The sequence below is a fragment of the Pseudomonas sp. 32A genome, assembly GCF_052682255.1.
Map to the genome: position 1 here is coordinate 6,658,693 of NZ_JBQYLY010000001.1, position 13,694 is coordinate 6,672,386.

The 13,694-nt window shown below is 57.1% G+C and carries 14 protein-coding genes and 1 pseudogene; 6 read left to right on the plus strand and 9 right to left on the minus strand.

The window, feature by feature from the left end; translation table 11 throughout:
- Window positions 1-83: 83 nt before the first annotated feature.
- The 5 genes from ACUN0G_RS30490 to ACUN0G_RS30510 all read right to left on the minus strand — a co-directional run bounded on the left by ACUN0G_RS30490 (window position 84) and on the right by ACUN0G_RS30510 (window position 5,310).
- A complete protein-coding gene (locus ACUN0G_RS30490; protein WP_445575193.1) occupies window positions 84-2,279 on the minus strand; it encodes an OsmC domain/YcaO domain-containing protein in 2,196 nt (731 codons plus the stop codon).
- 101 nt (window positions 2,280-2,380) lie between these two features.
- Complete coding sequence (locus tag ACUN0G_RS30495; protein ID WP_318302621.1) at window positions 2,381-3,187, minus strand: alpha/beta fold hydrolase; 807 nt, start codon at window positions 3,185-3,187, stop codon at window positions 2,381-2,383.
- A 155-nt stretch (window positions 3,188-3,342) separates the two neighbouring features.
- Entirely contained in the window at window positions 3,343-3,969 is a 627-nt protein-coding gene (locus ACUN0G_RS30500; protein WP_445575194.1) for a hypothetical protein, read from the minus strand.
- A 41-nt stretch (window positions 3,970-4,010) separates the two neighbouring features.
- Window positions 4,011-4,343 (minus strand): DUF2388 domain-containing protein, encoded by a 333-nt coding sequence (locus tag ACUN0G_RS30505; protein ID WP_421552883.1) that lies wholly within the window; start codon window positions 4,341-4,343, stop codon window positions 4,011-4,013.
- Window positions 4,344-4,425: 82 nt separating this feature from the next.
- The gene (locus ACUN0G_RS30510) at window positions 4,426-5,310 is read right to left on the minus strand and encodes a LysR family transcriptional regulator (protein WP_201141964.1); all 885 of its coding nucleotides are present in this window, start codon (window positions 5,308-5,310) and stop codon (window positions 4,426-4,428) included.
- Between the two features lie 112 nt (window positions 5,311-5,422).
- Between ACUN0G_RS30510 and argC the strand changes: the two genes are divergently transcribed.
- Complete coding sequence (gene argC / locus ACUN0G_RS30515) at window positions 5,423-6,355, plus strand: N-acetyl-gamma-glutamyl-phosphate reductase (RefSeq protein ID WP_445575195.1); 933 nt, start codon at window positions 5,423-5,425, stop codon at window positions 6,353-6,355.
- Window positions 6,356-6,394: 39 nt separating this feature from the next.
- Here argC and ACUN0G_RS30520 read toward each other — a convergent pair whose 3' ends face one another.
- Window positions 6,395-6,766 (minus strand): hypothetical protein, encoded by a 372-nt coding sequence (locus ACUN0G_RS30520; protein ID WP_258345394.1) that lies wholly within the window; start codon window positions 6,764-6,766, stop codon window positions 6,395-6,397.
- A 165-nt stretch (window positions 6,767-6,931) separates the two neighbouring features.
- On the opposite strand from ACUN0G_RS30520, the pseudogene ACUN0G_RS30525 reads away from it, so the two are divergent.
- Together ACUN0G_RS30525 and ACUN0G_RS30530 are read left to right on the plus strand one after the other, a co-directional pair.
- A pseudogene (locus ACUN0G_RS30525) lies at window positions 6,932-7,156 on the plus strand (AAA family ATPase); the annotation flags it as partial.
- 12 nt (window positions 7,157-7,168) lie between these two features.
- Window positions 7,169-8,227 carry an NAD(P)/FAD-dependent oxidoreductase gene (locus ACUN0G_RS30530; protein ID WP_445575196.1) on the plus strand — a complete coding sequence of 353 codons (1,059 nt, stop codon included), beginning with the start codon at window positions 7,169-7,171 and terminating at the stop codon, window positions 8,225-8,227.
- Window positions 8,228-8,271: 44 nt separating this feature from the next.
- On the opposite strand, the gene ACUN0G_RS30535 is transcribed toward ACUN0G_RS30530, so the two are convergent.
- Window positions 8,272-8,835, minus strand: a complete 564-nt coding sequence (locus ACUN0G_RS30535; RefSeq protein ID WP_445575197.1) for a recombinase family protein — start codon at window positions 8,833-8,835, stop codon at window positions 8,272-8,274.
- Window positions 8,836-9,149: 314 nt separating this feature from the next.
- On the opposite strand from ACUN0G_RS30535, the gene ACUN0G_RS30540 reads away from it, so the two are divergent.
- Both ACUN0G_RS30540 and ACUN0G_RS30545 read left to right on the plus strand, forming a co-directional pair.
- Window positions 9,150-10,217 (plus strand): fatty acid desaturase, encoded by a 1,068-nt coding sequence (locus tag ACUN0G_RS30540; protein WP_445575616.1) that lies wholly within the window; start codon window positions 9,150-9,152, stop codon window positions 10,215-10,217.
- Window positions 10,218-10,288: 71 nt separating this feature from the next.
- A complete protein-coding gene (locus tag ACUN0G_RS30545) occupies window positions 10,289-11,434 on the plus strand; it encodes a serine hydrolase domain-containing protein (RefSeq protein ID WP_445575198.1) in 1,146 nt (381 codons plus the stop codon).
- Between the two features lie 310 nt (window positions 11,435-11,744).
- Here ACUN0G_RS30545 and ACUN0G_RS30550 read toward each other — a convergent pair whose 3' ends face one another.
- Together ACUN0G_RS30550 and ACUN0G_RS30555 are read right to left on the minus strand one after the other, a co-directional pair.
- A complete protein-coding gene (locus ACUN0G_RS30550) occupies window positions 11,745-12,179 on the minus strand; it encodes a hypothetical protein (protein WP_421524824.1) in 435 nt (144 codons plus the stop codon).
- Between the two features lie 52 nt (window positions 12,180-12,231).
- Window positions 12,232-12,798 (minus strand): hypothetical protein, encoded by a 567-nt coding sequence (locus ACUN0G_RS30555; RefSeq protein WP_445575199.1) that lies wholly within the window; start codon window positions 12,796-12,798, stop codon window positions 12,232-12,234.
- Between the two features lie 238 nt (window positions 12,799-13,036).
- Between ACUN0G_RS30555 and ACUN0G_RS30560 the strand changes: the two genes are divergently transcribed.
- Entirely contained in the window at window positions 13,037-13,657 is a 621-nt protein-coding gene (locus ACUN0G_RS30560) for a LysE family translocator (RefSeq protein ID WP_258345388.1), read from the plus strand.
- Window positions 13,658-13,694 lie beyond the last annotated feature (37 nt).

Below are 13,694 nucleotides of genomic sequence, written 5' to 3' on the forward strand. Positions count from 1 at the left end.
AAAAAGGGACTGCTACGCAGTCCAACGGGGGACAAGCCCCCTCGCCACAATAAGCCCTCTCACCACAGGTAGGGTGTTAGCTTTTAATTGGCCGTATTGGCCCGCGCCGCGTGCAGCTTCTTGTAGCTGTCGATCAACCGCAGGTGCCGATCCAAACCTTCCAGCTTCATGCTCGTCGGCGTCAAACCATAGAACCGCACAGTACCGTTCACCGACCCTATCGCCGCATCCATCCGCTCGTTGCCAAACATCCGGCGGAAGTTCACTTCGTAATCCGCCAGTTCCAGATCTTCGTCCAGCTCCATCTCCAGCACCGCATTCACGGCCTGGTAGAACAAGCCACGCTCGACCGTGTTGTCGTTGTATTGCTGGAACATTTCCACCAGTTCCTTAGCCTCTTCAAACTGCTGCAAGGCCAGGTAAATCAGCAGCTTCAATTCCAGAATCGTTAGCTGACCCCACGCGGTATTGTCATCGAATTCGATGCCGATCAAGGTGGTGATGTCGGTGTAGTCGTCCAGCTCGCTTTCCACCAGACGCTCAACCAGCCCCTTCAATTCAGCCTCATCGAGACGATGCAGGTTCAAGATGTCTTCGCGGAAAAACAGCGCCTTGTTGGTGTTGTCCCAGATCAGATCGTCGATCGGATAGATCTCCGAATAGTCCGGCACCAGGATGCGGCAGGCGGTCGCGCCGATGTGCTCGTACACCGCCATGTAGACTTCCTTGCCCATGCCTTCGAGGATGCCGAACAAGGTTGCAGCCTCTTCGGCGTTGGAGTTTTCACCCTGGCCGGAAAAGTCCCATTCGACGAACTCGTAATCCGACTTGGAGCTGAAGAAGCGCCACGACACCACGCCGCTGGAGTCGATGAAGTGCTCGACAAAGTTGTTCGGCTCAGTCACTGCGTGACCTTCAAACGCCGGCTGCGGCAAGTCGTTCAGGCCTTCGAAGCTGCGGCCTTGCAGCAGTTCCGTCAGGCTGCGTTCCAGCGCCACTTCCAGGCTTGGGTGGGCGCCGAACGAGGCGAATACGCCGCCGGTGCGCGGGTTCATCAAGGTTACGCACATCACTGGGAATTCACCGCCCAGGGACGCATCCTTCACCAGTACCGGAAAGCCTTGGGCTTCCAGGCCCTGAATACCGGCGAGGATGCCCGGGAATTTCGCCAGCACTTCCTGCGGCACATCCGGCAGCGCGAATTCGCCTTCGATGATTTCGCGTTTTACCGCGCGCTCGAAGATTTCCGACAGGCACTGCACCTGCGCTTCAGCCAGGGTGTTACCGGCACTCATGCCGTTGCTGAGGTACAGGTTCTCGATCAGGTTGGACGGGAAATACACCACCTCGCCATCGGACTGGCGCACGAACGGCAGCGAAACAATGCCGCGCTCTTCGTTGCCGGAGTTGGTGTCGTACAGGTGCGAGCCACGCAGCTCACCGTCGCGGTTGTAGATATGCAGGCAGTGCGCGTCGAGGATTTCCGGCGGCAGTTCGTCTTTACGGCCCGGCTTGAACCAGCGCTCGTCCGGGTAATGCACAAACGCCGCGTTGGCGATGTCTTCGCCCCAGAACTGGTCGTTGTAGAAGAAGTTGCAGTTCAGCCGTTCGATAAACTCGCCCAACGCCGACGCCAGCGCGCCTTCCTTGGTCGCGCCCTTGCCGTTGGTAAAGCACATCGGCGAGTGCGCATCGCGGATATGCAGCGACCATACGTTGGGCACGATATTGCGCCACGACGCGATTTCAATCTTCATGCCCAGGCCCGCCAGGATGGCCGACATGTTGGCGATGGTTGTTTCCAGTGGCAGGTCCTTGCCCGCAATGTAGGTGCCCGCATCGGACGCCGCGCTCGGCATCAGCAATGCCTGGGCATCGGCATCCAGGTTTTCCACTTCTTCGATCACAAACTCCGGCCCGGCCTGCACCACTTTTTTCACGGTGCAGCGGTCGATGGAACGCAGGATGCCCTGGCGGTCTTTGTCGGAGATGTCCGCCGGCAACTCGACCTGGATCTTGAAGATCTGGTTGTAGCGGTTTTCCGGATCGACAATGTTGTTCTGGGACAGGCGAATGTTGTCAGTGGGGATGTTGCGGGTTTCGCAGTACAACTTCACAAAGTAAGCCGCACACAACGCCGACGAAGCCAGGAAGTAATCGAACGGACCCGGGGCCGAGCCATCGCCCTTGTAGCGAATAGGCTGGTCGGCCACCACGGTGAAGTCGTCGAACTTGGCTTCAAGTCGAAGGTTGTCGAGAAAATTGACCTTGATTTCCATGCGGGATTACCAGAATAGCGAGCAAAATATGGCCGCCATTATCCGGGTTTCGAGGCGTAAGTCTTGTGCTTTCGGGCTTCTCTGATCGTTGGTGGTTGAGATCAGCTGTGCTGAAAGTCCGCAATCTGCTGCCACATCGCGATCGGGTTGGAGTACATCGGGAAGTGCCCGCACTGGGCAATCGGTGCCAGCCGCACGCCCTGCGCCTGGATATGCGCCAGGTACGACAGGTGTGCATTCTGCTCGCCGTACATGAACAGGCGCGGGCACTCCAGGCCGAGAAACTTGCCCATCAGGTCGGCGTTATCGGACAGCTCGACCATGGACTGGAAAATCCCCCGCACCGCACCGGCGCGCACCTTGTGCCTCAGGCTCGCCGAATACAGCGCGCTGGCGTAGGCCGGTGCCTGGCGAGTGCGCTCGATAAAAGCGCTGAAGAACGCCTCGGGATCATCTGCCGGGTAGTCGACGATCTGCCGGCTGAGGAAGCAGTCTTCCGGCGCGATATTGCCTTCGATATCGACAAAGCTCAGCACCCTGCCCGGGAACTGGTGCGCCAGCATCAGAGCGGTGAGCCCGCCCATGGAGTGGCCTACCAGATGGAAGCGCTCGATATTGAAGTGGTCAAGCACTTGCTTGGCGGTTTGCAGCAGGAACGGGATTGAGATCTTCGACAGGTCGCTGCACTGGCTTTCACCGCAACCGGGGGCGTCGTAGGCCACAAACGGGTGACCGTCGAATGCAGGTTGCTGGACGATGTCGGCGTAGTCTTCCTTGGTGGAACCAAAGCCATGCAGGAACACGATTGGCGCCAGGCCGCCCGCGCGGTGGATCGTTGCGATGTTCAACGGCACACCGTCGACCGTCATGGGGAGCTGTGCGTGGGTGAACGGTTCGGGTAGGGGCATATGGCTGACTCCTTGAAAAAAACGACCGCGCTAAGCGGATTGGCGGCCCAAAGCCGCCAATCTCAAGGAGATTCAGACCTGTGTAAATTCCAGAGTCACTAAGGCACTCATAGCCCAATCGTATGATTCAGCGCGTCATGGTCAAGGACAACGCATTACTTCTTAACCGGCGCATCCCAGCACTCCGGGTTACGTGCGCACACGTTGTATTGTCGATCCATCAAGGCCATGCGATTGATATGCGCATCGGTAGCGGCGCGTAGCGCTTGCTCGCTGGTCTTTATGTACTGCGACTGTCTATCGGCCATGCGGGCGTTCCACTGACGCCGCGTCGGCTCATCCAGCGTCGTGGGCGCCGTGGCCATGACTTGCAGCGTGCTGTCATCGACCCGGCTCAATTCGTCACGATACGTCTGCTCGTACTGCATACGGGCGGCGTCATGCTGGTGATTGAGGTCGTACTGCATCGCTTCAAGGTTTTGCTTGTAGAGTGCCCAGTAACCGTCAGGCAGCACGCCGCCGTCTGCTTTGCGTAGTTTGGCGATGCGCGCATCGTTATCAGAAGGCGCGAGAACCGGCTTTTGCGATGAGATCACCACTGGGTCCTTGACGATGATCTGGTCGATCAGCGCAGTACGAACGCCGGTCTGCGCCAACGGCTGGCCCAGGGGTTCAAGATCAAAGGGCGCCGCCGGTGCGACAGCAACCTGAGGGTTTGCGCAGCCTGAAAGCAACAGCGCTAAGGCGAGATGGGTAAAAACGAGGACGTTACGAAATGCCATAAGCTCTCCATGAGCAGGTCAGGTTCAGGGTTGAAACGTGTTTACTCTATTACCGCCACCGCCTCGGCAAACTGCGCATCGCTGACATCAGCGTTACCGCCAGCACCGCGAAAATCCCGCAACGCCTGCTCGAAATACGCACCCCGGATCTGGCCCTCGGACCCTACAAACGCCAATGCGTCATTCTTGGCTGAAAGAAAGCTGCCGGGACGTGTGGTCAGTTCCGAAGTCAGCAAAGTGAAGGTGGAGAACTTCAGGCATGACCACCCAAGCGGATCGTCGCCAAAGGAGACACCGTCTTTAGCCTGGGCAACGCTGCAACCGAGCAACAGGCCGAATCCCGCCAACCCGATCACTCCTCGAAAAATCTTCACGCGCGCTTCCTTCCTTGAAATGGCTAGTTACATCGGGGCGCAAGGCTACCCGTCCCGCCCGGAACACACAACTTATAGGCGGCTACCCCGCACTCAACCCCCACAACACATCCAGCACGTGTTGCGTTGGCCGCTCGATGTCCCCGGCGCGGTGGGCAATTCCCAGTTGGCGCCACAGCAAGGGCTGGATTGGGCGCATCACGATCCGGCTGTCAGGCAAAGGCGTGGACGCCTCATGGGGCAACAACGTAGCGCCATAACCGGCGGCCACCAGGCTTTTGATTGCGTCGTTATAGTTGAGTTGAATACGCGGCGTGGGCTGATGCCCGTCACTGGCGAACCACTCCGAAGTCAGACGTGAAAGCCGGGTGGTGGTGTCATTCAGAATCAACGGCTGGGCGGCCAGCCAAGCAGGTGTCACCACCTCCGGGCATTCCCGGCGCGCCGGCAAAAACGCCATGACCGGATCCCGCCGCCAGGGCTCGATGCGCAAACCCTTCACTGGCGCCTGCGGCAGCGCCACCAGGCCAATTTCGAGTGCGCCTTCGGCAAGTTTCTTCAGCGTGTCCTGCGAGGTGAGCACTGCGACCTGCACATCGATGGCTGGGTGGTGTTGGCTCAAGGTCTCGAGGGCTTGCGGCAGCAACTGTGCGATGGCCCCGGTGGAGGCACCCAGCCGCACCCGCCCTGCCAGGCCCAGCACCTGGCGCTCCACGTCTTCAAGCGCCTGTTCCGCATCCGCCAACAACCGGCGCGCCCGCTCCACCAGGGTTTCGCCAATCGCCGAAGGCTGAACCCGTCCACGGGTACGCGATAACAGCTTGCCGCCCACTCGCGACTCAAGATCGGCAATGTGCAGGCTGACCGTAGGTGGCGCGAGGTTCAGCATGCGGGCCGCCTCGGCGAACGAACCAAGGTCGGCAATCGCCACCAGTGTGCGCAGGCGGTCCAGGCTGATTTCGCGCATGAGCTATTCCTCATTCAGAAAATCTGAATTTCATCGTTTGGAAATTCAACTTTTCCTATCCTAGCGGCTCGCCGAAGATTGGAACACCTGATTTCCACTGCGAGTGCATCCCATGGCAAACCCTCTTGTATTTATCGACGGCGACCAAGGCACCACCGGGTTGCAGATCCATCAGCGCCTGCGCGACCGCACCGATCTGCAACTGATCACCCTGAGCCCGGAACACCGCAAGGACCCGCAGCAACGCGCCGAGATGATCAACGCCTGCGACATCGCGATTCTCTGCCTGCCCGACGACGCCGCACGCGATGCCGTCGCCAGCATCCAGAATCCGGCCGTGCGGGTGATCGACGCGAGTTCTGCCCACCGTACTCATCCTGACTGGACCTACGGTTTCGCCGAAATGAGCCCGCAACAGGCGCAACGCATTGCCACGGCGCAGCGGGTCAGCAATCCCGGTTGCTACCCCACCGGAGCGATTGGACTGTTGCGCCCCTTGCTTGAGGCCGGATTGCTGCCAAAGGACTATCCGACGACCATTCATGCCGTGTCGGGTTATTCCGGCAAGGGCCGCGCCGGGGTGCAGGAACATGAGGGCGCCGACGCCTCACAAGCGCCCGCCTTCCTGGTGTATGGGCTTGGGCTGGCACACAAGCATGTGCCGGAGATTCAGCTGCAAAGCGGGCTGACGGAAAGGCCGACCTTTGTGCCGGCCTACGGGGCTTTTCGCCAAGGGATCGTATTGACCATCCCTCTGCAACTTCGGTTATTGGCGCCGGGTGTGGATGGCTCGCGGTTGCATGACTGTTTGACTCAGCACTACCGCGATACGAATCACGTCCAGGTGCTGTCGATGCAGGCCGCCAAGGAGCTGACCTACCTTGACCCTCAAGCGCTGAACGGCACGGACGATGTGCGCCTGATCGTGTGTGAAAACCACGAGACGGGCCAGGTCCTGCTGGCGGCGATATTCGACAACCTCGGCAAGGGCGCCGCAGGTGCTGCCGTGCAAAACCTGGATTTGATGATCAGGGCAAAACAATAGCCGGCGCCGATTGTTCCGGGGTCCAGCTGGCGTAATCCGTCACGACTGTGCAACAAGCTCGACGTAGCTGGACTCCCCGCCGCCCTCCGCGCCTGACAGCCAACCCCACACGAAGGCCAGAGTGGTATGCCCGGCGTCATCAACGCCTACGGTACCCCGAGACCAGCCGGCAAGAATCTCGCCCTCGCTGGTCAGGCACTGATACAGCAACTCGATGGTATCGGGGCCTGTGGCACGCCCGACCTGATTACCCATGCGAATCCTGCCGCCCTGGTAAGTGCCCCAGATGGCATTTCCATCGACGTGATATTCAAACACGGTGCCCGTACCGGACAGCCCGTGAGTATTGCCCGCTACGACAAAGCGGCGATTGTTCAGGCGTTCGCTGATTCGGGAAAAGGCGGTTGGCATATGAAGGCGCTTCCTTGGTCGACAGGGTCCGTTCTCTGGGTGGTCAACCTACCGCATATGGCTTTAACCGGTCATGCAAAACCTGCACAATTGCGGGCTTTTCCGCGACAGGACGTCCCTCATGCAACGCACCGTGATTCTCGGCAATGCCGGCAGCGGAAAATCCAGCCGCGCCCGGACATTCCCGCAGGCTGTATCGAGAAACTCGACCGGGCGTTCCTGACACTCCTGAAGTACGTGTGGACGTTTGATCGCAGCTACCGGGCCAGTATCGAGGCGGTGCGCCTGGCAGCCGGTCCGTTGGTACCCGTGGTTCTCTTGCGCGGTGGCCAGCAGATCGCCGAATTCCTCGACGGTTTGCCCGCAGTATCTGAAGGCTGCCTTGAATAGATGGAGCAGGATATGAAAGAGCAAGGAGAAAAGCGCGTCGTGGTCATTGGCGCAGGCATCGTCGGCGCTTCACTGGCGTATCACCTGGCCGTCAAAGGCGCGAGCGTGACCTTGGTCGAGGCTGCAGAAGTCGCCTCCGGCGTGACGGCCACTTCATTTGCCTGGATCACCACTTCACACCGGGGGCCAGACCCGATCGCCGCCTTGCGTGGCGAGGCCATCAACGACTATCACCGTCTTGAAACCCAACTGCCGGGCCTGAACATTCGTTGGACAGGCGCCCTGTCTTACGGCGCGAATTCAAGGGCGTTGCAGCAGCCTTCGGCGCACCGGTTGTCGCGCTCGCAGATTCTCGACCTTGAGCCCAACCTGAAAAACCCTCCTGAACATGCCCTGTATGTCGCCGAAGAAGGCGCCCTGGATGCGGTGCACGCCACCAATACCTTGGTCGCTGGCGCCCAGACGCTAGGGGCGAAGGTACTCACACAGACCCGGGTTCTCGGCTTCAAAACCGCGAATGGCCGGGTGACGGGCGTCGAAACCGCCAAGGGCATCATCGATGCCGACGTTGTGGTAATGGCCGCCGGGACGGGCATCTCGACGCTGGCAGACATGCTTGGAGCGCCCCTTCCCATACACGCCTCGCCGTCCATTTTCATCCGCTATACCGCGCAATCCAACCTGGTGCAGACACTTATCTCCAGCCCGGAAATGGAAGTCAGGCAAGCGGCCGACGGTACGTTGCTGGCGGCAGAGGATTACCTGGGCGATGCCGTGGAAAACCAGCCGATGGCAATCGCGCTACGCACGGCCAACACCATTCGGCACGAGTTCCATGGCGTTGATTCGATTGAGCCGGAGTTGGCGTGTATCGGCCTCAGGCCCATCCCCGCAGACAACATCCCCATCATCGGTTATCTACCCAACGTCGAGGGCGTGTACATCTGTGTGATGCACCCTGGGGTTGCGTTGGCCGCAATAGTGGGACGTCTTGCCAGTGAAGAAATCACTGATGGCAAGACCTCCTCCGCTTTCGGGCCATGCCGTCCGGAAAGATTTTTTCAACGGTAGGGGTTTGTTGGCAGCCGCTCCCGCGTGCGACCTGAAGAACCCCCCTATCCAGATCTCAAGTACCGATAGAGCGTCTGCCGACTGATTTCAAAATCACGCGCCAACTTGGATTTACTTTCTCCAGCACCGGCCCGGTCAATTAAGTTTACAACCTGATTGTCAGACAGTTTTTTCTTGCGACCTCTATAAGTCCCACGATTCTTTGCGCTGGCAATTCCCGCCGCCTGTCTTTCCCTCATCGCAGCGCGCTCGAACTCTGCAATCAGCTCCATTACCGCAATGATGGACTCCACGACTTCAAGACAGTCATGCCGGAACACCAGGTTTTCGTTCAAACACTCCAGCGTGACCTGCTTTTCAATCAGCCGGCGAATGATGGTGCACAACTGGTCCGTGCTGGAGGTGAGCGCTGCCATGCTGTCCACCACCACCGTATCCCCGCACTGCAGGTGGCGGAGCAGCCTTTCCAGGCCTGCAGGATTCGCGGCATTGTCTGCCGGCTCATCGCAAAACACGGCATCAAATACATCATCGCTTGTTATTTTCTCTACGGCGATCTCGGGCTCTTGTAGAGCGCGCCGGAAATATTTGATGCGATGCAATCTCATGGTGCCTCCTTGGCAATACTTGTACAGCGTTATTTTATACTTGTACAAACTGTAACTAAATCATCAATTCCTTACACCGACACTTGTAACATTGAATTCACCCAAAATACACAGTTGCAAAGAGTTGAACTTGCCTTATCATTTTGAAGCATAGAATTCTAACAAGCTTTTCGCAAAAAAGTCGATTTCGTATTTCTTGAATGACCCGTGCAATTCAAGCAAACAATATGAGCAACTACTGTTTTATAGCCTCAACAATTGACTTGAGCGACTTGACGCGCTGGTATTTATCGATGCAATCAGAGGATGAATGGATGAAGGTCTTGGAAAGCACCATCGAAATTGATCACCCAACTACCGATCAGCAAAAGATTGACAAGGTAACCCGGAGTATTACGGATCATGGTAACTACCTGCGAAAGCGTTATCCGCTCCTGCAGCACCAGGATGCGCTGGGCGCGAGTGTCATGGCGTTTTCCGTGCTAGGGATGGTCATTACGGGAGGGCTCTATATAAAGGGTTTTATCCCCGCATGGACGTGTATTTTGGTGAATGCGCTGCTGACTTCGTTTATTCATGAAATCGAACATGACCTGATTCATCGCCTTTATTTCAGAAAGCAGCCGCTGGCCCATAATGCCATGATGCTCTTCTGCTGGCTGGCTCGGCCGGGAATGCCCAGTCCGTGGCTAAGGCGCAATCTGCACTTTCATCACCATAAGGAGTCTGGAACTGATTCGGATGTCGAGGCCTGGATCACCACGAGCGGCAGTCCTTGGGGAATACTGCGATTATTGAAACTGGTGGACGGATTTGTATTTGGTTTTCTAAATGCGGTTTTTGCCCCGGGATGGCGGCAAAAGGTAAAATTGTTAGGCAAGATTATTCGACTCAATACACCATTCGGGCTTCTGTATTGGGGGTGCTGGTATGTGTTCCTCGGCTACCACCTGTATGTCTGGTTTGGGTCAATGATTGGGATGGAGGCTCACAGCTCTGCCACGACAATGGAATTAATGGGCATCGTCAATAGCGCAGTAGTTATTCTTATAGCGCCCAATATGATACGGCAGTTCTGCCTATTCTTTATAAGCTCAAATATGCACTATTACGGCGATGTTGCCCCGCGTAACGCATTACAACAAACCCAGGTGATGAACCCTTGGTGGCTGTGGCCGTTCCAGTTGTTCTGTTTTAACTTTGGCAGCACCCACAGCATCCATCACTTCGTGGTGAGAGACCCGTTTTATCTGCGCCAGATGACGGCACCTTATGCTCATAAAGTCATGGCCCAGGCCGGTGTCAGGTTCAATGACTTCGGCACCTACAAGCGAGCGAACCGCTTCTCCATGGAGCACTCCCAAACTCGATCTCGTGGGTGAAGTTCCCCACGCCCATTATCGGTGTTCGGCAAGTATCAAGGGCCGCACTTTAAATACGAGGACATTGAGGTATGAAAGCGCAAGGGATGTGTGCGAAGCAGTTTGAAGCGGTCAGGCAGGCCTTCGAGGACATGTTTGATGATCCGCAGGAACGTGGGGCCGGCCTATGCGTGCAGGTAGGCGCAGAGACCGTTGTGGACCTTTGGGCGGGCATGGCGGATCTGGCAGGCACGAAGCCTTGGACCCGCGATACGCTGGCCAATACCTTTTGCGTTATAAAACCCTATGTCGCGGTGGCCGTCCTGATGTTGGTCGAGGACGGCAAATTGGAGCTGGATGCGCCCGTGGCCCGTTACTGGCCTGAATTCGCCCAGAGCGGGAAAGCACGGGTCACCTTGCGCCAGGTGATGAACCACACCGCAGGCCTGCCGGCGCTGCGAGCACCCGACCATAACCCCATGATGTATGACTGGGAACATATGCTGCGGGTCCTGGAAGCCGAGCCGCTTTGGTGGGAAGCGGGAACAGACCTGGGGTACGGCACCACCACGTTTGGCTGGATTCTCGGTGAATTGATTCGTCGGGTGGACGGGCGAGATCCTTGTGTGTTTATCCACGAAGAGATTCTGGATCCCCATGAGTTGGACGTGCACCTTGGCGTGGACGAAGAACACTTTCATCGTATCGCGCGTTTCGACAGTGCCACGGGACGGGTCGGTGATCCTTACTCGCGGGCGTTGCGAACCGTGGTGAAAAACGAGCCGTCGCATATCGCGACACTCGCCTTCACCAACCCCGGAATGGTGCCCCGACGAACCAGTGACCCGCGCTGGTGGGCCTACCGGCAACCCGCCGTCTGTGGACACGGTTCGGCTCACGGCTTGGCCGGTTTCTACAGTGCATTGATGGCGGGAACCTTTATCGGTCCCGAACTGCTCAGTGAGTTCACTCGAGAGCACAGTCATGGCATGGATCGGGTATGGATGCGCCCCATGCGTTATGGATTGGGTTGCATGCTGGAGCAGCAACGCGACCCGACGGCTTCCCATGCGATGGGCCCAAACACCTTTGGCCATATCGGGCTTGGCGGCCCGATCAGTTTCGCCGATCCCGAAAGGCAAGTGAGCTTTGGCTTTGTCACCACCACCTCGGGCAGCCATTCGATGATTGATCCCCGTCCCGGCCGGCTTTCATCCCTTGTCTATGCGGCGCTTTGATAGGAAAGGGGCGGATCTATTCATCCGAGGCTTTCAACGAACTGATCGACGCCGATTACGCGGCGCGACTACGGAGCGCGGTCTTTCCGGCAAATGAGCGCGGGTGCCTAGAACTTTATGTGGTTCTACACGACCAAGATCCTCGGGCAATGCATCTTTTTTTGCGGCGTACTACTCCCACCATGGAACTTATCAAAAGAATGATGTCAATTTGATAGCTCTTCACAAGAGCGAGATATTTTGGATCAGTCAGCGTCAGGCCATTTCCTGACAAAACAGGGAGAGAGTGATGAGAGTCATCATTGCAATGTTATTGATGTTGAGTGGCTATGCATATGCCGATTGCAACAACATCAGTGACAACGATCAACGCGCCTACTGCAAAGCCAAAGTCGACGGCCAAAGCTGCGCCAATATCAGCGACAACGACCTCCGGGCAAGTTGCAAGGCGGAAATGGATGGTCAAAGTTGCAGCAACATCAGTGACAACGATCAACGCGCCTACTGCAAAGCCAAAGTCGATGGCCAAAGCTGCGCCAATATCAGCGACAACGACCTCCGGGCAAGTTGCAAGGCGGAAATGGATGGTCAAAGTTGCAGCAACATCAGTGACAACGATCAACGTGCCTACTGCAAAGCCAAAGTCGATGGCCAAAGCTGTGCCAATATCGGCGACAGTAACTTGCGTGCCGAGTGTGATGCCATGAAGCGTTGATCCACAAATTCCGCGGTGCCAGTAGCTCATCAGCGACGCTGGCACCACGGTCGGATCTACCTAAACACCCAGGCAACATGATTTATTTATAAATAAATTCATACGCCTCGATATAAGAACCTATCTTGTTTGAATGAGCAGTCACCCACACTGCATTCATGCCTTTCTTTCTTTGATCGTTAAATTCCGACTGAGTGGTACAAAGCTCAACCCAGCGCTCAGTCTTTAAATCCTTAATCCGCAGACCCGCCTCACAACGACTGAACTTTCCAACGTAGGGCCCCGGAGTATCCAGCTCGTAAGGTGACGCATACTGAACAATGTCGCCGGGCAACAGGTACGTAACGACGTCATAACTGTGTAAGGACAAAATCAGACCCAGGCAAAAACCACCAAAAAAAGATTCTCCAACACGGTTCGGGTTTCTTACAGCCGGACGATAGTAGGTAGCCCTTGCAGCAAAAAAGAGTCCAATCAGACAAGCAATGACTATATAGGTCGTCCACTCGGGAATCGATGACATTAAAACCGTTCGCATTCCAATACGAGCGGCCCAGAGCATATAAGCAATCCATGCTCCAAATACCAGACACACCACCAACAACAAGGTTCTTTTCTTTGATTTGTTTTCAAATGAAGGATATTCCATTCCCTGCCTACTCCATGTTTAATTCCGGGAAAAGCGCTTCGTGCTTCACCCCAACTTCCTTTACCCGATTGGCATGCCGGGCATATTAACGAATGAGCGTCACGGGTAACGATCTATTTATCCGCGACTCACAGACATGGGCAGAGCGCCATCGGTTCTACCCATTAGCGCAAATTGTTCAACCGCCTCACATCCCTTATCCTCGTGGCCTCACCTGCCAACGCCCGCCGGAGCCCTCATGGACCTCGCCACCCTCACCCTCTTCCTCCCGGCCTGCTTCGCCCTGAACATGGCGCCCGGCCCGAACAACCTGCTGTCCGTAAGCAACTCCACCCGCTACGGCTACCGTACTTCGTGCCTGGCGGGCGTCGGGCGCTTGCTGGCCTTCGCCGGGATGATCGCCCTTGCGTCAGCCGGGCTGGCGGTGGTGCTGCAAACTTCCGAATTGCTGTTCTACGGGATCAAGATCCTGGGGGCGGCGTATCTGTTTTATCTGGCGTATCAACTGTGGCGGGCCAACCCGCAAGCGGAGGCTGAGTCGACAGCGCCCAAGGCCGGTTTGTGGGCATTGGCAAGACAGGAGTTCCTGGTGGCCGCCGGCAATCCCAAGGCGATCCTGATTTTTACCGCCTTCCTGCCGCAATTCGTCGACCCGGCACAGCCGATCACACCGCAATTCGCCCTGCTGGGGGCGATGTTCCTGGCCCTGGAATGGATCGCCATCAGCGCCTACGCCTACATGGGTTTGCATATGCGCCGCTGGTTCGCGCAGCCTCGGGGCAAGCGGATTTTCAACCGCTGCTGCGCCGGATTGTTGTCTGCAGCGGCGACAGTGCTGCTGATGGCGCGCAGAGCCTGAGTCCTGCGAAAAACCTGCCAAAACGCTTACAATCGCC

Bases quoted from the DNA above. Each gene is read 5' to 3' on its own strand.
- ACUN0G_RS30560 (WP_258345388.1), top strand. From the start codon at position 13,037: ATGGACCTCGCCACCCTCACCCTCTTCCTCCCGGCCTGCTTCGCCCTG.
- ACUN0G_RS30535 (WP_445575197.1), bottom strand. From the start codon at position 8,835: ATGAGATTGCATCGCATCAAATATTTCCGGCGCGCTCTACAAGAGCCC.
- ACUN0G_RS30540 (WP_445575616.1), top strand. From the start codon at position 9,150: ATGAAGGTCTTGGAAAGCACCATCGAAATTGATCACCCAACTACCGAT.
- ACUN0G_RS30520 (WP_258345394.1), bottom strand. From the start codon at position 6,766: ATGCCAACCGCCTTTTCCCGAATCAGCGAACGCCTGAACAATCGCCGC.
- ACUN0G_RS30545 (WP_445575198.1), top strand. From the start codon at position 10,289: ATGAAAGCGCAAGGGATGTGTGCGAAGCAGTTTGAAGCGGTCAGGCAG.
- argC (WP_445575195.1), top strand. From the start codon at position 5,423: ATGGCAAACCCTCTTGTATTTATCGACGGCGACCAAGGCACCACCGGG.
- ACUN0G_RS30530 (WP_445575196.1), top strand. From the start codon at position 7,169: ATGAAAGAGCAAGGAGAAAAGCGCGTCGTGGTCATTGGCGCAGGCATC.
- ACUN0G_RS30555 (WP_445575199.1), bottom strand. From the start codon at position 12,798: ATGGAATATCCTTCATTTGAAAACAAATCAAAGAAAAGAACCTTGTTG.
- ACUN0G_RS30490 (WP_445575193.1), bottom strand. From the start codon at position 2,279: ATGGAAATCAAGGTCAATTTTCTCGACAACCTTCGACTTGAAGCCAAG.
- ACUN0G_RS30510 (WP_201141964.1), bottom strand. From the start codon at position 5,310: ATGCGCGAAATCAGCCTGGACCGCCTGCGCACACTGGTGGCGATTGCC.
- ACUN0G_RS30500 (WP_445575194.1), bottom strand. From the start codon at position 3,969: ATGGCATTTCGTAACGTCCTCGTTTTTACCCATCTCGCCTTAGCGCTG.
- ACUN0G_RS30550 (WP_421524824.1), bottom strand. From the start codon at position 12,179: ATGAGCTACTGGCACCGCGGAATTTGTGGATCAACGCTTCATGGCATC.
- ACUN0G_RS30495 (WP_318302621.1), bottom strand. From the start codon at position 3,187: ATGCCCCTACCCGAACCGTTCACCCACGCACAGCTCCCCATGACGGTC.